Genomic DNA, 20,959 nt, shown 5'->3' with positions numbered 1-20,959 from the left:
GACGCACTTTGCCCGTACGAGACCCGCAATTCCGGGTGCCGACCGGCAGAATCCGCCAGGAACCGACCATTGGTAAAAATCTGCCCAAACCGCCCGACTCCCTCTCCGCGTGCCGTATGTTTTCCAGTTTTGATCAAGCGAACCTGGCGCAGAGTGTGCGTACGGTGCGGTCGCCGTCACCCTCGGCGGGACCGCTCCCGCGAACCCGTCGGCGCACCCCGAGCACCGTCCGGCAGGGATGCCGTCCGCATCGCCCGCCGAACGGCCCGGACCACACCTTCCGGGCCGGCGACGGAAACCACGAGGCGGGCATACCGGGCCCGGCCGGGCCACAGGTCGACCACGACGACCGGTCCGTGCTCACGGACGGCGACCAGGTCCCGGCCCTCGTGGTGACGCCACTCCCCCACACAGAACCGGTCGGGCAGCCACCGGCCGAACCGCGGCAGGCCGCGCAGCGCGCGCCACCAGTCGGGCTCGACCGCCGCGTCGCGCACCGCCGCCCACGGGATCCGGACGGCGCGCGGGCGCCGGACCAGCAGCCGCTCCGGTCCACTCAGGCGCAGGACCAGATCCTGCCCCTCCACGACCAGCCGGGCCATCTGCACTCACCTCCTGCCGCCGCGGCCCCCGTCGCCGTCCACCGATCGCGACGGCACGGCGAGAGTCATGGCACATGCAGCTATTTACCCCAAATGCCCCACATGTGAATCCGCCCTATCGTGCTCTTATGGAGCACGCACTCAGTCCCGCGACCCTCGCCGAACTGCGACGCCCGCGTCCCTATCCGGCGGTGTCCGTGCTGACGCCCACACACCGCCGCGAGCCCGGCAACGCGCAGGATCCGGTCCGGCTGCGCAATGTGCTGGCCGAGGCCAAGAAGCAACTGGAGTCCGACCCCGCCGTCACCCGGGACCGGCGCGCGGACGTGGTCGGCCAGCTGGACCGGGCCCTCACCGAGGTGGATCTCGCCCACGCCGAGAACGGCCTGGTGATCTTCGCCGCGCCGGGCGAGCACCAGGTGTGGTCGCTGGCCCGTACCGTGCCCGAGCGGGTGGTGCTCTCGGACACCTTCCTGACCCGCAACCTCGTCTCCGCGCACGCCGCGGAGCGGCCGTTCTGGGTGCTCTCGGTCTCCGCCGACCGCGTCACCCTGTGGACCGGCGCGGTCGACCGGGTCGCCGAGAGCCATGCCGAGGGCTTCCCGCTGTCCCGGAACCGGGAGAACTTCGACGCCGAGCGCCAGGAGCGGATCGGGGACGTCCCGAGCATCTTCCGTGACGAGGGCACCCGGCAGTTCCTGCGCGAGGCCGACACGGCGATGACCGCGGTCCTGCGCGAGCACCCGAGACCGCTGTACGTCACCGGTGAACAGGCCGCACTCTCCCTGCTGGACGAGGTCGGCGCCGTCGCGAAGGAGGCCGTGCACATCCCGCACGGCGGCCTGGCGAACGGTACCCCCGAAGCGGTGTGGCAGGCCGTCCGGCCGGTGATCGACGCGGAGGCCGGAAAGGCCACCGACCGCGTGGCCGAGGAACTGGACGTGGCCCGGGGCCGCAAGGAGTTCGCCGCAGGTGTCGACGAGGTCTGGCGCAGCGCCCGCGAGGGCCGGATCCGGCTGCTCGCCGTCGAGGAGAACCACCGGGTGACCGTCCGCGACGACGGTGACCATCTGGTGCCCGCCGACACCGGCGACCTCGACGCCCGCGAGGACATCGTGGACGAGATCGTCGAACAGTGCCTGGAGACCGGCGCCGACGTGCGCTTCGTGCCGGACGGCACCCTGGATCACGCGGACGGCATCGCCGGCGTGCTGCGGTACTGACGGCTCCTTCCCACCGCGGCGTACGCTACGGCGTGATCACCGGCCGGGAGGAAGGGCACAGATGGCTGAGGTGCTGGGCGTCGCGGTACTGGGCGCCGGACACATGGGGGCCGATCACATCCGACGCCTCGCCCACGGGGTGAGCGGCGCCAGGGTGGCCGCCGTCGCCGATCCCGACACCCAGCGGGTCAAGGAGGCGGTGTCGGGCCTGGACGGCGTGTCGGTGCACACCGAGGCGCCGGCCGCGCTGGACGCGCCCGGCGTGGACGCCGTCCTGATCGCCTCGCCGGGACCCGCGCACGAGGAGGCCCTCCTCGCCGCCTTCGACCGCGGGCTGCCGGTCCTGTGCGAGAAACCCATGGTGCCCGACTCCGAAGGGGCGCTCAGGGTGCTTGAGGCGGAGACCCGGCTGGGCCGGCGACTGGCGCAGATCGGGTTCATGCGGCGCTACGACGCCGAGTACCAGCGCCTGAAGTCCCTGCTGGACGGCGGCAGTCTGGGACGTCCGCTGATGCTGCACTGCACCCACCGCAACGTCTCCTCGCCGCCCGGCTTCACCAGCGCCATGCTGATCGACAGCTCCGTCTCGCACGAGATCGACGCGGCCCGCTGGCTGCTCGGCCAGGAGCTGACCGCCGTGACCGTGCTGCGCCCCACACCCTCGGGCGGCGCCCCGGACGGTCTGGCCGACCCGCAGTTCGTGGTGTTCGAGACCGAGCACGGCGCCCTCGTGGACGTGGAGATCTTCGTCAACTGCGGCTTCGGCTACCAGGTGCGCTGCGAGGCCGTGTGCGAGGCGGGCAGCGCCCGCATCGGCGACGAGCACACCATGGTGGTCACCGCACGGGGCAGCGCCCGCGAGGAGGTGGCGCAGGACTACGTCGTCCGTTTCGCCGACGCCTACGACCGTGAGCTGCGCGCCTGGGTCGACGCCACCCGCCGGGGACGGGTCACCGGTCCGAGCGTGTGGGACGGCTACGCCTCCTCGGTCGTCGCCGAGGCCGGGGTCCGGGCGCTGGAGACGGGCCGCCGTACGACCGTCGAACTCCCGCGCCGCCCCGACCTGTACGCCGGCGACTGACACTCCGTGGACCGCCGGCCGCCAAGAGATCCCCCGAAGCCGGGGCCGGATGCGCTCCCGCCGCCACGCGGGATCGGGCCGCCGCCACGGGTCAGACGCTGCCGAACAGCGTGCCGAGCCCGCGTTCGACGACGGCCCCGATGTCCTCCTCCCCCTCCGCCACCACGGCGTAGCTGCGCGCGAGGAAGCGGCGCAGTTCCGCGGTCTCGAACCCGAGCAGGGCGACGCCGTACGGCGAATGGAACTCCATGACCGTGCAGCCGCGACCGCACGGCCGGACGTGCACGTCACCGCCTCCGGCGGGCGCGGCCAGCCCCTCGTCCAGCAGGGAGCGGGCGAAGGTCCAGGTGACGCTCTCGCCGTCGAGGGCCGCCTCCGGTGGGAAGTCGACGAACACGGCGAGCGGATCCTGCACGGAGTAGCGCAGGGTGGCGGGCACGGGGACTTCCGGGTCCTCGGCCGTGATCAGACGGGCTCGGGCGGGCTGCCGGATACAGATGTCCATGTTCTTACGAGCACGAGGGACCCGGGTGTATGACACCCTGCGCGGCACCCTGTCGTGTGATGTACGTCACCATGCGAGCCGGCATGAGCGCCACGGAACCTCAGCGGGCCGAACACCTGAACGGTGCGCCACAACGACAGGTCCGCCGATCGGTCAAACCGCGTACTCCGGCTACGACTTGCGCCGCCCGGCCGCGTACGCTGATGACATGGGGCAGGCTTGGCATTGAGACTCTGGCATATGTCAGAAGCACCACCGTATCGTGTATTGCCAAATCCCTTACAGGGCGTCGCGGGCTGTGCAACAGTCGTAACCGGTCCCCCTTCCTTCTTGGCCGTACCATCCCCGCATCGGAGTGCGTCATGCCCCCCCACCTCTCTGCGGATCGCCCCGCCGCCCAGCCGCCCGCGCGCGGCTCGGTCGAGGCGCTGATATCGCAGACGCGGCGGCTCAAGGGCGAGGTGGACGCCGTACGGAGGGACACGCACGGCGACACCGAGGACCCGCACGAGCGCTGGCAGCGCGCACTGTACGACCTGGCGCTGCATCAGCTCAACGACCTCGACGAGCACTTGGCGCAGTTGCGGGACGACCCGCCGCCGACACCGCCCGTCCCCGCGCAACCGGTGCTCCGGACGGCCGGACCGGCCGGGCCCGTCCCCGGTGGTCTCGGCCGCGGGCCCACCGGCTCACTGCTCAGCCGGGTCGGCAGCGCGGAGTGGAACCTGCTCACGGACGAGGCCAGTTGGTCCGAGGACCTGTACCGGATCCTCGGCCTCTCCCCGTCCGCGCCGGCGCTCACGCTGGACGAACTGCCGTCCCTGGTCCTCGACGAGGACCGCCCGAAGCTCACGGCGATGGTCACGGACTGCCTCGTCGACGCCAAACCGATCGACGGGGAATTCCGGGTCGTACGGCCCGACGGGGCCGTGCGCACCGTGCACATGATGGGCGAGCCGGTGCCGGACGCCGACGGCAGCACGGCCGCGATGTGGGCCGTCCTGCGGGACGTCAGTGAACTGCGGCGCAGCCAGTGGACGGTGCGCGAGACCCGCGACTCGCTGCGACGTCACCGCCGGCAGGCGCAGACCGGGGGCGGACTCCCGGCCGAACGGCAGGAGCCCATGTTGCCCCCGTCGCACGAGGCGCCCGCGCTCCCGCACCGGGGACCGCGGTCCCTGGACATCGCGGCCCGCCGGCTCACCGCCGCGGCGGGCCCGCCGACCTGCGGCGACTGGTACGACACGCTCCAACTGCCGGACGGCGACACCCTGCTCGGCGTGGGCGACCTCACCGGGCACGGCATCACCGTCGCCTCGGACAAGACGATGCTGATGGGCGCCGTACGCGGCATGGCGCTGGCGGGCAACCGGCCGGGCAGGCTGATGAACCTGCTGAACCAGTTACTGGACACCGCCGCACACCCCGCGCCGGCCAGCGCCGTCTGCTGCCGCTACCGGCCCGCCGACCGGACCCTCGAATGGGCCCAAGCAGGACACCCCGCCCCGTTGCTGTACCGCGACGGGGCGGGGCGCGTGCTGGCGGCTACCGGGGGCGTCCTGCTCGGCACGACCCCGTCAGCCGCCTACGGACAGGCCGAAGCGACCCTCGAACCCGGCGACCTGCTCCTGCTGCGCACCGACGCCCTGGTACGCGGGCACAGCGGAACGGACGCTGTGGACCGCCTCCTCGACCTGGCCCCGCGCTTCGCCGCGGCGCCCACCGCGGATGACTGCGTGCGGCTGGTCGTGGAGGAGTTCGGCGCGGGCGAGCGCGAGGACGACGCCTGCGTGCTCATCGCCAGGCTGCCCGCTTAGAAAATCCCGGGAGCGCTGCCCCCGGTGATGCTCCGGCCAGGACCCGCGAGGGCACCCCGCCGGAATGCGCGCAGGGACGCCCTACGCCTGTGCGCTCCTGCTTCCCCTGCTCCTGGGTTTGGGCAGGGCCAGCTCGATCTCCTCCCGCAGTTCGTTGATCTTCGGATAGCCGGTGAATTCGGCGGTGAGCCGGTACATCTGGCGCAACCGGTCCCAGGTGCGGTGGGAGGAGTTCGATCCCATCGACATCAGGGCCAGCCGGGCGTACCGGTCCGCCTGTTCGGGGTCGTCGGCGATGAAGCACGCCGACGCCATGGACAGGAAGTCGAAGATCTTCGACCGCTGGCGGCCGTCGACCCGCAGGGCCAGGGCCTTCTCCGCGAAGTGCTGGGCGTGCACGGCCGCCCCCGGCTCGAACTCGGCCAGGGTCCGGTAGGCCAGGGCCTGCATGCCGTACAGGTCCTCCTCCTTGAACATCTGCATCCAGCTCGGCGGCGGCACGTCGCCCCGGTCCGAGACGAAGAGGTCCTCCGCCTGGCCGAGGGTTCGGCGCATCGCCTGCCCCTTGCCCATCGACGCCTGTGCCCAGGCCTCGATGGTGTGGAGCATGGCCCGGGTGCGCGGCAGCACCTCGGAGCCCGAGCCGGACTGGGCGAGTTTCATCAGGTCGAGTGCGTCGTCGGGCCGGCCCAGGTGCACCATCTGGCGAGCCGCTCGGGAGAGCGCCTCCCCGGCGCGGGGCCGGTCGCCGCCCTCCCGGGCCGCGTGGGCGGCGATGACGAAGTACTTCTGGGCCGTGAGCTCCAGGCCGACGTCGTGCGACATCCAGCCGGCGAGGACGGCGAGATTGGCCGCGACGCCCCACAGGCGCCGCTGCAGATGGCCGGGGTGACGGTAGGCGAGCATGCCGCCCACCTCGTTGAGCTGGCCCACGACCGCCTTGCGTTGCAACCCGCCACCGCGGGCCGCGTCCCACACCCGGAACACCTCGACCGAACGTTCCAGTTCCTCGATCTCCTGCGACCCGATGGGGGCGGCCTCGTAACGGTCGAACCCAGCGGGGTCGGCGTGCAGAGGGTCTTGGAGGGCAGGGGCGTCGGCCCTGAGTGTGGGGTCGGTGTGCAGCCAGTCGTGCATGGCACTGCTGAGTGCGGATCCCGCGGTGAGCGCTGCACCCGCACCCACCAAGCCGCGTCGGTTGAGCATGAGGTCCATTCCCGTGAATTCGGTGAGGACCGCGGCAGTCCGTTCGGGCGCCCACGGCACACCGTCGGGATGTTCCACTCTCCCGCCGGCCGGCCGCTTCCCCGTACGCCCGTGCCGCACCAGACCGAGGTCCTCGATGGTCACGACACGACCGAGACGCTCGGTGAACAGGGCCGCCAGCACCCGCGGCACCGGATCGCGCGGGATCTCTCCCAAGTCGATCCACCGCCGCACCCGGGAGGTGTCGGTCGCCAGTTGGGGGTGGCCATTGGCCGCCGCCTGCCGGTTGACCAGCCTCGCGAGTTCGCCCTTGGACCAGCCGGCCAGGCCGAACAGATCCGCGAGCCGGGTGTTGGATGGTCCGCTCACGTCAAGCCCCCAGGTTCTCGGCTGAGTTGACAGTAGCCCGGCGTAAGGTGCCGGGCGACTATTCGCCAGGGTTCGCCAGGGTGCGCCAGATGGTGTGCCACTGCACATCGGGTGTCAGGTAGGAACGCGCCACCCCGACCTGGCTACCACTCCTCCAGACGGGCGCATTCCCCAGGATGCACCCGGGCAACCGGGCCGGGTGGGCGCGCGCACCAGGCAGACACCGCAGGAACACGAAGGGATCTGTATCGCCCATGTACGCAGCATCGTCCTCCGTGTCCGCTCCGCCCCGGCCGCTGCGTCCCCGCCCCGCGGGCGGCGGACCCTATCTCGCTCCCGCGCATCCGGGGACCGGCGTGCCGGGCGTGGGGCGGCCACCGCGCGCCGCGGGGCCGGGCACTCAACCGCTCAGCGGGAGACTCGACCTGTCCGGTCCCCAGGGGGCGCAACTGCGCACGGCCATCGCGTCGGTGCACCGCATCTGCCCGGAGTTCACTCCGGTGCAGCTGCTACGGCGCAGCGGGCGGTCCGTGCTCCTGGTCGGCACGACGGGACGCAGCACGGCCGTCGCCAAGTGTCTCCTGGACCAGTCGCCCGCCTGGGCGGAGCGCATCCGCCACGAAATAGCGGCGTACCGCACGTTCGTCCGGCACCGGCCGCCCGTCCGGGTGCCGAGGCTGATCGCGGCGGATCCGGACAACTGCACCCTGGTGATCGAGCGCATGCAGGGCCGGGTGGCGGCGCTGCAACGGCATCCGACCGAGGCCCCGCCCCGCCCGGACATCCGTGCGGCCCTCGGCGCGATCTGCCGGCTCAACGCCTGGCGGCCACCGGCGGGCACGTTCGACGCGCCCCTCGACTACGCGGCCCGTATCGCCAGGTACCACGAACTGGGGCTGCTCACCGACCGGGACCTTGGCGACCTGCAGAAGCTGCTGCACGGCATCGCGCACGCGACGGGCCGCCAGGGCATGGGCCAGTTCTGCCACGGCGACGCCCTGCTCTCCAACCTCCTGCTCTCTCCGACGGGCCCGGTGCTGGTGGACTGGGAGCACGCGGGCTGGTACCTGCCGGGGTACGACCTGGCGGTGCTGTGGTCGGTCCTCGGGGACGCGCCGGTGGCACGGCGGCAGATCAGCCAGCTCGCCCAGTCGGCGGGCCCGGCATCGCGGGACGCCTTCCTGGTGAACCTGATGCTCGTCCTGACCCGGGAGATCCGTACCTACGAGACGGCCGTGCAGCGTTCGATGCACGACGCGCCCCCGGCGGCCTCCGGCCCGGCCGCGGCGGGTGGCGTACCGTCCGGGGAGGAGCAGCGCCTGCTGCTGCGGCGCCTGCACGACGACTGCCAGCTGGCCCGCCGGGCCGTGCGCGCGGCGGTCGGCACACGCTGACGGAACCGGCCCGCGGTGCGCCCGAGGCGGCGGCGCACCGCGGGCCGCGCCGCGCGCCGGTTCCGTACTCCAAGTCGCCGGGCGGCGCTTCCGCTGCTCCATGTCGCCGGGCGCAGTCGGCCCGATGCACGCCCCCGGCAGTCCCCCGCATTCCCGGTGCGCACCTGGGTCATTGGTGTACGCCACTGACGCCCCGCAGGCCCGCGCGGCGCAGCCACGAAACTCTCTCACCCCCGTCTGACGTGGGAAATCGCGGTTTCCTGGGCATGATTGACGGATCGTCGGCGAACCGGTACCACTGAGCATCGCTCAGCCCCGCACGCCCCACCGCGCTCGATCGTCCAGGAGGCCGCATTGCGAGGATCCGCCACCGACCCCACGTCAGCTCCGCGCGGCAGACGTACGCGCAGGGCCGCCGGAGGCATCGCCGCCGCGGCGCTGCTGCTGCCGCTGCTGGGCGCCGCACCGTCCCAGGGCGTCGGCCGGTCCGCCGCCGGCGACCTCCAGGGCACCTTCGCCTCCGCGGCAGCCGAGTACCACGTGCCACAGAGCGTCCTGCTGGCCGTCTCCTACCTCCAGTCCCGTTGGGACACGCACGCCGGCGCGCCGAGCGTGTCCGGCGGCTACGGCCCGATGCACCTCACCGACGCGCACACCGCGCTCGCCGCCGCACCGCACCACAGCGAGGGCACCGAGGACGCACGCGGTGACAGCGCCCGCCCGGCCCGGCATCCGAAGGTGAGCGTGCCGGACGCCGCCGCTCTCCCCGACCGGCTCGAAACGCTGCCGCGGGCCGCCCGGCTGACCGGGATCCCGGCGGCCGAGCTGCGCACCGACCCGGCCGCCAACGTGGCCGGAGGTGCCGCGCTGCTCGCCGCGGCCCAGAAGGAGCTGGGCCGGCCCCTCGGCTCCGATCCGGCCGAGTGGTACGGCGCGGTGGCCCGGTTCTCCGGCGCGGACGACACCGCGACCGCCGCTTCGTACGCGAACGACGTGTACGACGTGCTGCGTACCGGCGCGAAGCACACCACGGACCAGGGGCAGACGGTCACGCTGGCCGCGCGGCCGGGCCTGTCCGCGGACACCGGGCAGTTGAAGCGGGCCGGTCTCGGCCCGGCCGACCAGGACGGCACGGAGTGCCCCGCGTCGGTGTCCTGCACCTGGCTGCCGGCCCCGTACGAGGAGTTCGGGGACAACGACTACGGCAACCACGACCTGGGAAACCGGCCGGCCTCGCAGGGCATCGACTACATCGTCATCCATGACACCGAGGGCACCTGGGACGGCGTCCTCAACCTGATCCAGGACCCGGCCTACGTGTCGTGGAACTACACCATCCGCTCCACGGACGGCCTGATCGCCCAGCACGTCAAGGCGAAGGACGTGGCGTGGCACGCGGGCAACTGGTACGTCAACGCCAAGTCGGTCGGCATCGAGCACGAGGGCTTCCTCGCCTCGCCCGACGCCTGGTACACGGAGGCGATGTACCGGTCGTCGGCCCGGCTGGTGAAGTACCTCGCCGCCGAGTACGGCGTCCCGCTGGACCGGCAGCACATTCTCGGCCACGACAACGTGCCGGGGCCGACCACATCGTCCGTGCCCGGCATGCACACCGACCCGGGTCCGTACTGGGACTGGCGGCACTACTTCGAGCTGCTGGGTCACCCGTTCAAGCGCACGGCGGGCAAGAACGGCGGGCTGGTCACGATCCTGCCGGACTATGCGAAGAACCAGCCGGTCTACACGGGCTGCACCACGGCGGGCGAGCCGTGCCCAGCGCACGGGTCGAGCGAGGTGCGGCTGTACTCGGACCATGACGAGAACTCCGCGCTGGTCAAGGACATCGGCCTCGGCACCGCTCCGACCACCGGGGTGAACGACCTGTCCTCGCGGGTCTCGACCGGGCAGCAGTACGCGCTGGCCGACCGCTGGGGCGACTGGACGGCGATCTGGTACCTGGGACAGCAGGCGTGGTTCCGGAACCCGGCCGGACAGCCGACGGCCGTGAACGCCTCCGGGCTCGTGATCACGCCCAAGGCGGGGCGTGCGAGCGTCCCGGTGTACGGCCGGGCCTACCCGGAGAAGGAGGCGTACCCTACGGGAGTGCCCGCGCAGGCGGTGTCTCCGCTGTCGTACACGATCCCGGCGGGCCAGGAGTACGTCGTCGGTGACGAGCTGCCCGGCGAGTACTTCTACGCGGTCACCTTCGCCACCGACTCGCACCGGGTCGTGGTGGGCAAGGACCTGTACTACCAGATCCAGTACGGTCACCGGGTGGCGTATGTGCGCGCCGCCGACGTGGACGTTCGGTCGTCGGCCGGATGACGTCGCCGGCCGGCTGAACGGCCGCCGTCAGCCCTGCTGGAAAAGCTCCGCCGGGAGCGGCTTCAGCAGGGCGTACAGGTCGTCGGTGATGGGCCGGTCCCAGGCCGCGATGGTGACCAGGATGCCGTCGCTGCGGTCGAACTGGACGCATGAGATCCGGGTCTCGGTGAGCTTCAGCCGGCGCACGATCAGCAGGTTGTCGCCCTGGAGCACCGGCATGTCCTCGGTGCCGGTGACCGTGACCTCCTCGTCGTTCTCCAGCGCCAGCAGCAGTTGGGCCACCTCGAAGGGGATCTCCCCCTCGGCGACGTCACGGGCCGGGGAGCCCTCCGGGAGATTGCCGATGATCATGGCAGGACCACGGCCGCCGAACAGGTCGTAACGCAGGAAGACGCCCTGGCAGCTGCCGTCGGGGGCGGGCAGCAGGCCCGCGCCCAGATTGCCGGGCCAGTCGCCCGGGTCCATGGCCAGGACGTCGAAGTCGGGCCCGGCGGGCGTGGCGCTGCGGCGACGGAGGAACGACATGCGGCCATGGTACGTGCCCGGGCCCGGTCGATGGCGCCCGGGCGGCGTCCCATCAGGGGAGCCGCGCCCCGCCGCAGAACCCGCGGGCGACCGGCCGCGCGGCCCGTGGGCGGCGTTCCGGCGGACAGGTTTCGGCGGGTGGCGTTCGGTGGGGGGCCGGTGGGCCGGGGGTCCGGTGGGCCGGGCGAGGGAGCCGGGTCAGTCCCGCGGCGGTGCGGACTCCTCCGGCGGTGCGGGCGGTACGACGGCGATCGGGCTCGCCGCGTGCAGCAGGACGGCCTGGGTGACGGAGCCCATCATCGGGGCGGGCGCGAGCAGCCGCCGCCGATGCCGGCCGACGACGACCAGAGCCGCCCCGCCCGAGGCCGCGACCAGGTTGCCGGCCGCGTCGCCGGGCAGCGCCAGGGCGTCGGCGCGGACATCCGGGTGCCGGGCGCGGTGCGGTGCGAGGAGGTCCTCGGTGAGGGTCCTGGTCTCGTGCTCCACGGCGGCCTGGTCGATGCCGGGCGGGACGAGGCCGCCGGGCGCCGGCAGCGGCAGCGCGGGCCACCGGTAGGCGGCGATCACCCGGAGGCGGGCCCCGCGCAGACCGGCCTCGGTGAAGGCGAACGCGAGCGTGGCGTCGTCGGGGTCGTCCACGTCCGCGCCGACGACCACCCGGGGACCCGGCCCGGCCGACGGCTCGCCGTGCTCCCCCGCCGTCGCGGCGGCACCCGGGTCGCGGCCGGGCCGGGGCACGACGACGACCGGGCACTCCGCGGCGCGGGCGGCGGCCAGGCTGTTGGAGCCGAGCAGCAGGCTGGCGAAGCCGCCCCGCCCCCGGGAGCCGAGCACCAGCAGTTGTGCCTCGGTGCCCAGGGCGGGCAGCACCGCGGCGGGCGCGCCCGACAACGCGACGTACTCGACGGCCTGCCCGGCCGCCGGGCCGCGCAGCCGGGTGCGTACCGCGTCGAGGATGTCGTCGTCGTCCGGTTCGGGCGGGCCGGCGATCAGCACCTCGGGCTGGCCCCACGGCGCGTACTGCCGCACATGGACCACACGCAGCGGAGCCGCGCGGCGCCTGGCGGCGTCGAGGGCCCAGTCCAGGGCGCGCAGGCTGTCGTCCGAACCGTCGACGGCGGCGATCACCGGCAGCGTGCTCATGGTTCCTGACCTCCGGGATGCGGCTGTGCCATGCGGGGCCAGCCTCGCTCAGGTGCCGGTCCCGGGACGGCCCGGTCGGGCGCGTGTCCGGAAATCGGTGCGGAAGTCCCCCGGATCGGCTCGGCGGCGCACCCGGCGCCGTGCGGATCAGGTCAGGTCGAACTCGCCTTCCCGTGCGCCGGAGACGAAGGCACCCCATTCGGCCGGAGTGAAGATCAGGGAAGGGCTCTCCGGGCGGCCGCTGTTGCGCATCGCGATGAAGCCCTCGACAAAGGCGATCTGGACATCGCCAAGCCCTCGGCTGCTGGACTGCCAATCGGCGTTGCTGAGGTCCAGTTCCGGCTTGTCCCAGCCCCTGAGCGGCTGTTGCTGGGTGGTGCTCTCGGCCACGTCCGTGCTCCTCCCGGTTCGTCGTCCGCGGCCAGCCTAGCGATCGGTTCCGACGGCCAACAGGCCACGTGTGGGGGACCTTTCAGAAGTCGGGCGGCCGCGCTCCCACCAGCCACATGGAGAAGAACTGCGAGCCGCCGCCGTAGGCGTGCCCGAGCACCTTCCTGGCGCGCTCCACCTGGTGTTCCCCGGCCTGCCCGCGCACCTGGAGGGCGGCCTCCGCGAAGCGGATCATGCCGGAGGCGCCGATCGGATTGGTGGACAGCACACCGCCCGACATGTTGACGGGCAGGTCCCCGTCGAGTTCGGTCACCCCGGACTCGGTGAGCTTCCAGCCCTCGCCCTCCGCGGCGAAGCCGAGGTTCTCCAGCCACATGGGCTCGTACCAGGAGAACGGCACGTACATCTCGACGGCGTCGATGTCCCGGCGCGGGTCGGCGATGCCCGCCTGCCGGTAGACGTCGGCGGCGCAGTCCTTGCCGGCCTGCGGGGAGACGAAGTCCTTCCCGGCGAACAGGGTGGGTTCGCTGCGCATGGCGCCGCCGAGCATCCAGGCGGGCGGCCGGGGGGCGCGGGCGGCGCCGGCCCGGTCGGTGAGGACCATCGCGCAGGCCCCGTCGGAGGAGGGGCAGGTCTCCGAGTAGCGGATGGGGTCCCACAGCATCGGGGACGCCTGGACCTGCTCCAGGGTGAGGTCGTGCTCGTGCAGGTGGGCGTACGGGTTCTTGAGGGCGTTGCGCCGGTCCTTGTAGGCGACCAGGGAGCCGATGGTGTCGGGGGCGCCGCTGCGCCGCATGTACGCGCGCACGTGCGGGGCGAAGAAGCCGCCCGCGCCCGCCAGCAGCGGCTGCTGGAACGGGATCGGCAGGGACAGGCCCCACATGGCGTTGGACTCGGACTGCTTCTCGAAGGCGAGGGTGAGCACGGTGGCGTGCACCCGGGAGGCGACGAGGCCGGCCGCGACGAGGGCGGTGGAGCCGCCGACGGAACCGGCGGTGTGCACCCGCAGCAGCGGCTTGCCCACCGCGCCGAGCGCGTCGGCCAGGTACAGCTCCGGCATCATCACGCCCTCGAAGAAGTCGGGCGCCTTGCCGATGACCACGGCGTCGACGTCGGACCAGGTCAGTTCGGCGTCGTCGAGGGCGCGGCGGGCCGCCTCGCGGACCAGGCCCGCGATCGACACGTCCCGGCGGGCCGCCACGTGTTTGGTCTGGCCGATCCCTATGACGGCCACGGGCTCCTTGCTCATCGGGGATCCCCTTCGAGTACGGCGACCAGGTTCTGTTGCAGGCAGGGGCCGGACGTGGCGTGGGCGAGCGCCCGGTCGGACCCGCCGCGTGCGATGCGGGCGGCGGCCTCGCCGATGCGGATGAGCCCGGCCGCCATGACCGGGTTGGCGGCGAGGGCGCCGCCGGACGGGTTGACGCACACGTCGTCGCCGAGCCGCAGCGCCTTGCGCAGGACGACTTCCTGCGCGCTGAACGGCGCGTGCAACTCGGCGGTGTCGACGGGCCGTTCGAAGGCACCGGCGCGCTCGGCGGCGAGCCGGGCGGAGGGCGAGTCGGTCAGCTCGCGCAGGCCGAGGGCGTGCGCCTCGACGCGGTGGTCGATGCCCCGGATCCAGGCGGGCCGCGGGCACAGTTCACGGGCCCGGTCGCCCGCGGCGAGGATCACGGCGGCGGCGCCGTCGCCGACGGGCGGGCAGTCGCCGGTGCGCAGGGGCCGTACGACGTACTCCCCCGGTGGGACAGAACCCCGTAGCTGGGCATGGGGGTTGGCGGCGGCGGACGCGCGGTTGCGGGCGGCGAGCGCGGCCAGCGCGGGCTCGTCCGTCTCCCCCGCGTCGATGAGCGCCTGCGCCTGGAGCGCGGCGAGGGCGACGGCGTCCGGCCACAGCGGGGCGACGTAGTACGGGTCGAGCTGGCGGGTGAGGACGTCCCGGACGGAGCCGGGCGAGGACTTGCCGTAGGAGTAGACGAGGGCGGTGTCGGCGTCACCGGTGAGCAGTTTGGTCCATGCCTCGTACAGCGCCCAGGCGCCGTCCATCTCGACGTGCGACTCGGAGATCGGCGGCCAGGCGCCGACGCCGTCCAGGGCGAGGGTGAAGGAGAAGGCACGGCCGGCCAGGTAGTCGCTGGAGCCGGAGCAGGTGAAACCGATGTCGGAGGTCTTCAGGCCGGTCCTCTCCAGCACCTCGTGCAGGACCGGCAGGAGCATCTCCGCCTCGGAGTGTTCCTCGTCGGCGCGCCGGTGGGCGGTCTGCGCGAAGGCGACGACGGCGATCTCCCGGGGGGCCGGCGCGTCTGCACGGGTCACAGCAGCTCCTTGTACGTGTCGTAGTCGGCGTCGGGTTCGCCGGTCGGCCGGTAGTGGTCGGGGTGGCGGGCGCCCTCGGTCCACACCGGTTCGACGCGCAGGCCCATCCGCACCTGGTCGTAGGGGATGCCGCCGATGCGGCCGTGCAGCGCGAGGCCGGCGCCGTCGAGGGCGATGTGCGCGTAGACGTAGGGCACCTCGATGTCGAGGTTCCTGGCCTTGATGTTGACGATGCAGTAGGTGGTGACCGTGCCGCGGGGGCCCACCTCGACCTGCTCGGCGGTGGCAATGCCGCAGGTGGGGCAGGCGCCCCTGGGCGGGACGTACACCTTGCGGCAGGACGGGCAGCGTTCGCCGACGGTGCGTCGTTCGGCGAGCGCCTCGATGTAGGCGCTCTGGGCGCGGCCGGGTGTGTAGGTGTAGTCGAGGCGGGCGGGGGCGACGATGCCGGTGACGGGGTCCGCGAACGTGCCGCTGTGGCCGGTGGGTTCGGCGGCGGTGCCGTCGTACGGTTCGAAGCAGGCGATGTCGGTGATGGCGCCGGTGCGCTCCTCGGCCCAGCGGATCCGCACGCGCAGGCCGGTGTGCACGGAGTCGGGTCCGGGGGCGTCCAGGGCGTGCAGCAGGGGGGTGTCGGCGCCGTCGAGCCGGACCAGGACCCAGGCGAAGGGGGTGGCGAGGGGCTGGCCGGGCCGGGGCTCGTGGTTCCAGGCCCAGGTGGTGACCGTGCCGGTGGGGGCGACCTCGACGAGATCGCGGATCTCCTCGGCGGTCACCGGGTCGTACTCGACGGGCGGTACCAGGGTGCGGCCGTCGTCCGTGCGCACACCGAGCACGACGCGTTCGCGCAGGCCGGTGAGGAAGGCGCTCTGGACGGGGCCGAGCGAGCGGGTGAAGGGGAACTCCAGGACGAGGGGGGCCTTGAGGACATCGGGCATCGGCGGCTGTCTCCTTCGCTGTTCGGGCGGCCCGGCACGGGGTCAGGCGCGCTTGTAGACGGGGGGCCGCTTCTCCGCGAAGGCGCGGGCGCCCTCCTTGGCGTCGGCGGTGTCGAAGACCGGCCAGCCGCGTTCGAGTTCCGCGGCGAGCCCGTCGGTCTCGGTCATCTCGGCGGTCTCGTACACGGACGCCTTGACGGCCTCGACGGCGAGCGGGCCGCAGGCGTTGATCCGCTCGGCGATGTCCAGGGCGTGGGCGAGTGCGGTGCCGTCGGGGACGACGTGGCCGACGAGTCCGATGCCGGCGGCTTCGCGGGCGCTGTACGGCCGGCCGGTGAGCAGCATCTCCAGGGCGTGGGTGCGGGGGATCTGGCGTTGCAGTCGGACGGTGGAGCCGCCGATCGGGAACAGACCGCGCCTGACCTCGAAGAGGCCGAAGGTCGCGGACTCGCCGGCCACCCGGATGTCGGTGCCCTGGAGGATCTCCGTGCCGCCGGCCACGCAGTGCCCCTCGACGGCGGCGATCACCGGTTTGCGCGGCCGGTGGTGGCGCAGCATGGCCTTCCAGTGCAGGTCGGGGTCGGCCTTGAGCCGGTCCCGGTAGTGCTCGCCCACCATGCCGCCGCCGGCCAGGGCCTTGAGGTCCATCCCGGCGCAGAAGGCGCTCCCGGCGCCGGTGAGCACGATGGAGCGGACGGTGTCGTCCGCGTCGGCCTTCAGCCAGCCGTCGTACAGGCCGACGAGCATCGGCAGCGAGAGCGCGTTCTTGGCCTCGGGCCTGTTGAGTGTGAGTACCAGTGTGGCGCCTTCGCGCCGCACGGTGAGGTGTTCGGTGCCGGCCATGACCCATCTCCCCTCTGCCGGAACGAGAACAGGTTGCAGTAGGCGGGTGGGCACTTCAAGGGTTTTCTGACAGCCAGTCAGATTTCTTCGCAGGAAGCCTTCACAGTTGCGGCGCCCTTTGCTCTGATGACCGGCGAACCGTCGGATGCCAGGTACGCCCGGGTCAGGAGGAACGGTGGAGTACAACCTTGCCGACCTGTTCGAGTCCGTCGTCGACGCGGTCCCGGACCGTGAAGCCCTCGTGTACATCGACCACCCGGGTACCGGCGCGGAACGCCGCCTGACGTACGCGGAGCTGGACGCGGCGGCGAACCGCATCGGACACCATCTCGCCGACAGCGGGATACGCCCGGGCGAGCATCTGGGGCTCCACCTCTACAACGGCGTCGAGTACCTGCAGACGGTGCTCGGCTGCCTGAAGGCGCGCGTCGTTCCGGTCAACGTCAACTACCGCTACGTCGAGGACGAACTGGCCTATCTCTACCGGGACGCGGATCTGGTGGCGCTCGTCTTCGACGCGGAGTTCACGGACCGGGTGGCGGCGGCGCTGCCGCGCTCCGCGGGGCTGCGGCATCTGGTGCGGGTGGGCGCCGCGGGGCCGGGCGCGGCCGAGGTGCCCGCCGTGGCGTTCACCGACGCCGAGGCCGCCGGGTCGCCGGAGCGGGGCTTCGCGGCACGCTCGGCCGACGACCAGTTCATCATCTACACCGGCGGCACCACCGGGATGCCCAAGGGCGTGATGTGGCGTCAGGAGGACCTGTTCTTCTCGGGCATGGGAGGCGGGGCACCGACCGGTGAGCCGGTGCGCACACCGGAGGAACTCGCCGAGCGGGTCGCGGCCGGCGGCGCCGGGATCACCTTCTTCCCCACTCCCCCGCTGATGCACGGCACGTCCACGCTGACGGCGTTCATCGGGTTCAACTTCGGGCAGCGCGTGGTGCTCCACCGCAAGTTCACGCCCGAGGACGTGCTGCGGACGGTCGAGAAGGAGAAGGTCTCCAGCGTGTCCCTGGTCGGCGACGCGATGCTGCGGCCGCTGATCGACGCGTTGCGGGGCCCGATGAAGGGCACGGACTGCTCGTCGGTGTTCAGCGTCTCGTCGTCGGGGGCGATCATGTCGGAGACGGTGCGCCGGCAGTTCGGCGAACTCGTGCCGAACGCCATGCTGTTGAACAACTTCGGGTCCTCCGAGTCCGGGTTCAACGGCACGGCGACGGACGACTCCGGACCGGAGCGCGGGTTCCGCATCCGCGTCAACTCCCGCACCCTGGTGGTCGATCCGGCCACCCGGGAACCGGTCGCGGCCGGTGAGGTGGGGCGGGTCGCGCAGTGCGGGCACGTCCCGCTCGGCTACTACAACGACCCGGCGAAAACCGCCGAGACCTTCTTCGAGAAGGACGGCCGGCGCTGGGTGCTGCTGGGCGACATGGCCACCGTCGACGAGGACGGCGTCGTCACCGTGCTCGGCCGCGGCTCGCAGTGCATCAACACCGGCGGGGAGAAGGTCTACCCGGAAGAGGTCGAACAGGCGCTCAAGTCGCATCCGGACGTGTACGACGCGCTCGTGGCCGGGGTGCCGGACGCCACCTGGGGCAATCACGTGGCGGCGGTGGTGCAGTTGCGCGCGGGCGCCGACCCGTTGTCCCTGGCGGACGTCCAGCGGCACTGCCGCACCCAGCTGGCCGGCTACAAGATCCCGCGCCAGCTCGTGCTCACGGAGGCGGTCCAGCGCTCGCCCAGCGGCAAGGCGGACTACCGGTGGGCGCGGGAGGTGGCGGCTGCCGCCGACCGGTAGGACGCGCGCCCCGGGCGTCCGGCGCACACCGGCGGACCGCCGGACGGCGCCCGCCCCTGCTCCGGAGGGGGCGAGGAGACCGCCGGTTCCGGGTCGCGGAAGGCAGCGATCCGGCGCACGAACCGCTCCGCGTCGTCCAGCCAGGGACAGTGCCCGGCGCCGGGCTGGATGACGCAGACCGCGTCCGGGAACGCCTCCGCCGTGCGGCGGGCCGGACCGGGGCAGGGGCCGCCGTCGAGTTCCCCCGCGTGGACGAGGACGGGAGCGGCGAGACGGCCCAGGGCGGCGCGGGTGGCGTCCGGGGCGAAGGAAGGCACCGGACGCGAAGTACGCGTCGGCCGCCGCGTCGTGCGCGGCGGCGGCAGCGTCCCAGCGGCCGTGGAAGAACGGCGCACAGGCCGGGTCGAAGTCGCCCCCGTCGCGCAGCCAGGCCACGAAGGCCAAAAAGCCCCGCTCGAACCACGGTTCGGCCGCCCGCAGCCGGGCCGCCGCCAGCCGGTCCGCCGCCGTGGCCCGCAGACCGAGGACCGACGGGTTGGCGGTGACCAGCACGAGTCGCCGTACCCGGTGCGGATACCGGGCGGCGTACAGCATCGCCAGGCTTCCGCCCGCCGAGTGGGCGAGCAGATCCATGCGGTCGAGCCCCAGGTGGCCTCGCAGCGTCTCGACGTCGTCGACCATCCGGTCGCAGCGGTAGGCCGCCGCGTCCGCCGGCGCCGCCGAGTCACCGGTCCCGCGCGGGTCGAGCAGGGCCAGCCGGCGACGGGCGGTCAGTCCGCCCAGGTCGCCGAGGTAGGCCGAGGCCCGCATGGGGCCTCCGGGCAGCACGACGAGTGGCTCCCTCTCGCCGCGGACGTGGTACGCGGGATGGCTCCCGCCCGGCGCGGTGAACGCGGGCAGGCCGCCGATCATCCGGCTCCGCCTGGGCGGCCCGCAACGGGACTCCGGATCGGCCGGACGGGCGAGAAAGTGCAGGCCGCCCCCTTGCCCGCGCCTGCCCCGGCCTGAATTACTGATCCCGGACACGGCGACCGAATGATCGGTCGTCCGGGTCGATGCACGTCGATGTGGGTGGACATAAGCCCATGTGAGCAGATGTGCCCGGTGAGGGAGAGGTACCCCATGACGGAGGCCAGTGAGCTGTTCGACGCGGGGGAACGGCTCGACGCGCAGGCGCTGCGGCGGCTTCAGCTGGAGCGGCTGCGGACCACCCTGCGCCGCGCCTACGACCACGTGCCGTTCTACCGCGAGTCCTTCGACAACGCGGGCGTCCACCCGCAGGACCTCCGGTCCCTGGACGACCTGGCGCGCTTCCCCTTCACCGCCAAGGCGGACCTGCGCGAGAACTACCCGTTCGGGATGTTCGCCGTGCCGCGCGACCGGATCCGCCGGATCCACGCGTCGAGCGGCACGACAGGACGCCCCACCGTGGTCGGCTACACGGAGAACGATCTTTCGCTGTGGGCCGACATGGTGGCCCGTTCCATCCGGGCGGCGGGCGGGCGGCCCGGGGACACCGTCCACGTGGCGTACGGCTACGGGCTGTTCACCGGCGGCCTCGGCGCCCACTACGGCGCCGAGCGGCTGGGGTGCACGGTGATCCCCGCGTCCGGCGGCATGACCGCCCGCCAGGTCCAGCTCATCACGGACCTGGAGCCCCGGATCATCATGGTGACGCCCTCGTACATGCTCACCCTGCTCGACGAGTTCGAGCGGCAGGGCGTGGATCCGCGCGGCACGTCGCTGCGGGTGGGCATCTTCGGTGCGGAGCCGTGGACGGAGGAGATGCGGCGGGAGATCGAGGAGCGGTTCGGGATCGACGCCGTCGACATCTACGGGCTGTCGGAGGTGATCGGTCCGGGCGTCGCACAGGAGTGCGTGGAGACCAAGGACGGCCTGCACATCTGGGAGGACCACTTCTATCCGGAGGTCGTCGACCCGGTCACCGGCGAGCTGCTGCCCGAGGGCGCGGAGGGCGAACTGGTCTTCACCTCTCTCACCAAGGAGGCCATGCCGGTCGTCCGGTACCGGACCCGCGACCTGACCCGGCTGCTGCCGGGCACGGCCCGGGTGTTCCGGCGGATGCAGAAGATCACCGGCCGCAGCGACGACCTGGTGATCGTGCGGGGCGTCAATCTGTTCCCGACACAGGTCGAGGAGATCGTGCTGCGCGTCCCCGGCCTCGCCCCGCACTTCCAGCTCCGCCTCACCCGTCAGGGCCGCCTGGACGCCCTCACCGTACGGATCGAGGCACGCCCCGACGCGACCCCCGAGACCCGCCAGGAGGCGGCCCGGCTCGTCGCCGCGGCCGTCAAGAACGGCATCGGCGTGTCGGCCGACGTGCAGATCGTCGACCCGGAGTCGCTGGAGCGGTCGGTGGGCAAGATCCGCCGGATCGTGGACCTGCGCCCGCGCTGAGCGCTCCGCCGGCCGTGCCGCGATGCGATGCGCTCGCCGCGCCCTCGTTCGTCCACCGCGCCCGCACCC

General features: G+C 72.7%; 17 protein-coding genes and 1 pseudogene. 7 read left to right on the top strand and 11 right to left on the bottom strand.

Translation table 11 applies throughout. The features are described from left to right. Positions 1-176 precede the first annotated feature (176 nt). Positions 177-602 carry a hypothetical protein gene (locus tag ACFY2B_RS35905; protein WP_390767233.1) on the bottom strand — a complete coding sequence of 142 codons (426 nt, stop codon included), beginning with the start codon at positions 600-602 and terminating at the stop codon, positions 177-179. A 128-nt stretch (positions 603-730) separates the two neighbouring features. Here ACFY2B_RS35905 and ACFY2B_RS35900 point away from each other — a divergent pair, with 128 nt between their 5' ends. Both ACFY2B_RS35900 and ACFY2B_RS35895 read left to right on the top strand, forming a co-directional pair. Further along, on the top strand, positions 731-1,825 hold the full coding sequence (locus tag ACFY2B_RS35900) for a chemotaxis protein (RefSeq protein WP_390767232.1): 1,095 nt from the start codon (positions 731-733) through the stop codon (positions 1,823-1,825). 61 nt (positions 1,826-1,886) lie between these two features. Then, positions 1,887-2,906 carry a Gfo/Idh/MocA family protein gene (locus ACFY2B_RS35895; RefSeq protein ID WP_390767231.1) on the top strand — a complete coding sequence of 340 codons (1,020 nt, stop codon included), beginning with the start codon at positions 1,887-1,889 and terminating at the stop codon, positions 2,904-2,906. Positions 2,907-2,997: 91 nt separating this feature from the next. Here ACFY2B_RS35895 and ACFY2B_RS35890 read toward each other — a convergent pair whose 3' ends face one another. After that, on the bottom strand, positions 2,998-3,411 hold the full coding sequence (locus ACFY2B_RS35890; protein WP_390767230.1) for an SsgA family sporulation/cell division regulator: 414 nt from the start codon (positions 3,409-3,411) through the stop codon (positions 2,998-3,000). A gap of 362 nt (positions 3,412-3,773) precedes the next feature. On the opposite strand from ACFY2B_RS35890, the gene ACFY2B_RS35885 reads away from it, so the two are divergent. Next, a complete protein-coding gene (locus ACFY2B_RS35885) occupies positions 3,774-5,228 on the top strand; it encodes a SpoIIE family protein phosphatase (RefSeq protein WP_390767229.1) in 1,455 nt (484 codons plus the stop codon). A gap of 81 nt (positions 5,229-5,309) precedes the next feature. On the opposite strand, the gene ACFY2B_RS35880 is transcribed toward ACFY2B_RS35885, so the two are convergent. After that, entirely contained in the window at positions 5,310-6,803 is a 1,494-nt protein-coding gene (locus tag ACFY2B_RS35880) for a hypothetical protein (RefSeq protein WP_390767228.1), read from the bottom strand. Positions 6,804-7,057: 254 nt separating this feature from the next. Between ACFY2B_RS35880 and ACFY2B_RS35875 the strand changes: the two genes are divergently transcribed. Then, complete coding sequence (locus tag ACFY2B_RS35875) at positions 7,058-8,197, top strand: aminoglycoside phosphotransferase family protein (RefSeq protein WP_390767227.1); 1,140 nt, start codon at positions 7,058-7,060, stop codon at positions 8,195-8,197. A gap of 354 nt (positions 8,198-8,551) precedes the next feature. Further along, positions 8,552-10,522, top strand: coding sequence for an N-acetylmuramoyl-L-alanine amidase (locus ACFY2B_RS35870; protein ID WP_390767226.1), 1,971 nt, complete (start codon positions 8,552-8,554; stop codon positions 10,520-10,522). A 27-nt stretch (positions 10,523-10,549) separates the two neighbouring features. Here the strand turns inward: ACFY2B_RS35870 and ACFY2B_RS35865 are convergent, their stop codons facing one another. From ACFY2B_RS35865 to ACFY2B_RS35835, 7 genes are all read right to left on the bottom strand, one after another. Further along, entirely contained in the window at positions 10,550-11,047 is a 498-nt protein-coding gene (locus ACFY2B_RS35865; protein WP_376534794.1) for a hypothetical protein, read from the bottom strand. Between the two features lie 198 nt (positions 11,048-11,245). After that, the gene (locus tag ACFY2B_RS35860; RefSeq protein WP_390767225.1) at positions 11,246-12,190 is read right to left on the bottom strand and encodes a universal stress protein; all 945 of its coding nucleotides are present in this window, start codon (positions 12,188-12,190) and stop codon (positions 11,246-11,248) included. 147 nt (positions 12,191-12,337) lie between these two features. Beyond that, positions 12,338-12,580, bottom strand: a complete 243-nt coding sequence (locus ACFY2B_RS35855) for a DUF397 domain-containing protein (protein ID WP_390767224.1) — start codon at positions 12,578-12,580, stop codon at positions 12,338-12,340. Between the two features lie 82 nt (positions 12,581-12,662). Further along, entirely contained in the window at positions 12,663-13,829 is a 1,167-nt protein-coding gene (locus ACFY2B_RS35850) for a thiolase domain-containing protein (RefSeq protein WP_390767223.1), read from the bottom strand. Further along, positions 13,826-14,896 carry a thiolase domain-containing protein gene (locus ACFY2B_RS35845; protein WP_390767222.1) on the bottom strand — a complete coding sequence of 357 codons (1,071 nt, stop codon included), beginning with the start codon at positions 14,894-14,896 and terminating at the stop codon, positions 13,826-13,828. The genes ACFY2B_RS35850 and ACFY2B_RS35845 overlap by 4 nt, the downstream gene beginning before the upstream one ends. After that, positions 14,893-15,834 carry a Zn-ribbon domain-containing OB-fold protein gene (locus ACFY2B_RS35840; protein WP_390767221.1) on the bottom strand — a complete coding sequence of 314 codons (942 nt, stop codon included), beginning with the start codon at positions 15,832-15,834 and terminating at the stop codon, positions 14,893-14,895. Before ACFY2B_RS35840 ends, ACFY2B_RS35845 begins: the two co-directional genes overlap by 4 nt. 42 nt (positions 15,835-15,876) lie before the next feature. Next, positions 15,877-16,677 carry a crotonase/enoyl-CoA hydratase family protein gene (locus ACFY2B_RS35835; RefSeq protein WP_390767220.1) on the bottom strand — a complete coding sequence of 267 codons (801 nt, stop codon included), beginning with the start codon at positions 16,675-16,677 and terminating at the stop codon, positions 15,877-15,879. A 175-nt stretch (positions 16,678-16,852) separates the two neighbouring features. On the opposite strand from ACFY2B_RS35835, the gene ACFY2B_RS35830 reads away from it, so the two are divergent. Next, positions 16,853-18,472: an acyl-CoA synthetase gene (locus ACFY2B_RS35830; protein ID WP_390767219.1), complete on the top strand. Its 1,620-nt coding sequence runs from the start codon at positions 16,853-16,855 to the stop codon at positions 18,470-18,472. Here ACFY2B_RS35830 and ACFY2B_RS35825 read toward each other — a convergent pair. Next, a pseudogene (locus tag ACFY2B_RS35825) lies at positions 18,430-19,372 on the bottom strand (alpha/beta fold hydrolase). The gene ACFY2B_RS35830 and the pseudogene ACFY2B_RS35825 sit on opposite strands and share 43 nt — an antisense overlap. A gap of 222 nt (positions 19,373-19,594) precedes the next feature. Between ACFY2B_RS35825 and paaK the strand changes: the two are divergent. Continuing rightward, on the top strand, positions 19,595-20,890 hold the full coding sequence (gene paaK / locus ACFY2B_RS35820) for a phenylacetate--CoA ligase PaaK (RefSeq protein WP_390767218.1): 1,296 nt from the start codon (positions 19,595-19,597) through the stop codon (positions 20,888-20,890). Positions 20,891-20,959 lie beyond the last annotated feature (69 nt).

Origin of the sequence: Streptomyces sp. NPDC001270 (assembly GCF_042896695.1) — a bacterium.
Lineage (GTDB): Bacteria > Actinomycetota > Actinomycetes > Streptomycetales > Streptomycetaceae > Streptomyces.
This window is presented reverse-complemented; position numbering and strand designations above follow the sequence as displayed.

What these genes read in the sequence shown, in the direction of transcription:
- paaK (WP_390767218.1), top strand. Translation starts at nt 19,595, where the DNA reads ATGACGGAGGCCAGTGAGCTGTTCGACGCGGGGGAACGGCTCGACGCG.
- ACFY2B_RS35850 (WP_390767223.1), bottom strand. Translation starts at nt 13,829, where the DNA reads ATGAGCAAGGAGCCCGTGGCCGTCATAGGGATCGGCCAGACCAAACAC.
- ACFY2B_RS35905 (WP_390767233.1), bottom strand. Translation starts at nt 602, where the DNA reads ATGGCCCGGCTGGTCGTGGAGGGGCAGGATCTGGTCCTGCGCCTGAGT.
- ACFY2B_RS35865 (WP_376534794.1), bottom strand. Translation starts at nt 11,047, where the DNA reads ATGTCGTTCCTCCGTCGCCGCAGCGCCACGCCCGCCGGGCCCGACTTC.
- ACFY2B_RS35890 (WP_390767230.1), bottom strand. Translation starts at nt 3,411, where the DNA reads ATGGACATCTGTATCCGGCAGCCCGCCCGAGCCCGTCTGATCACGGCC.
- ACFY2B_RS35895 (WP_390767231.1), top strand. Translation starts at nt 1,887, where the DNA reads ATGGCTGAGGTGCTGGGCGTCGCGGTACTGGGCGCCGGACACATGGGG.
- ACFY2B_RS35875 (WP_390767227.1), top strand. Translation starts at nt 7,058, where the DNA reads ATGTACGCAGCATCGTCCTCCGTGTCCGCTCCGCCCCGGCCGCTGCGT.
- ACFY2B_RS35840 (WP_390767221.1), bottom strand. Translation starts at nt 15,834, where the DNA reads ATGCCCGATGTCCTCAAGGCCCCCCTCGTCCTGGAGTTCCCCTTCACC.
- ACFY2B_RS35860 (WP_390767225.1), bottom strand. Translation starts at nt 12,190, where the DNA reads ATGAGCACGCTGCCGGTGATCGCCGCCGTCGACGGTTCGGACGACAGC.
- ACFY2B_RS35835 (WP_390767220.1), bottom strand. Translation starts at nt 16,677, where the DNA reads ATGGCCGGCACCGAACACCTCACCGTGCGGCGCGAAGGCGCCACACTG.
- ACFY2B_RS35900 (WP_390767232.1), top strand. Translation starts at nt 731, where the DNA reads ATGGAGCACGCACTCAGTCCCGCGACCCTCGCCGAACTGCGACGCCCG.
- ACFY2B_RS35885 (WP_390767229.1), top strand. Translation starts at nt 3,774, where the DNA reads ATGCCCCCCCACCTCTCTGCGGATCGCCCCGCCGCCCAGCCGCCCGCG.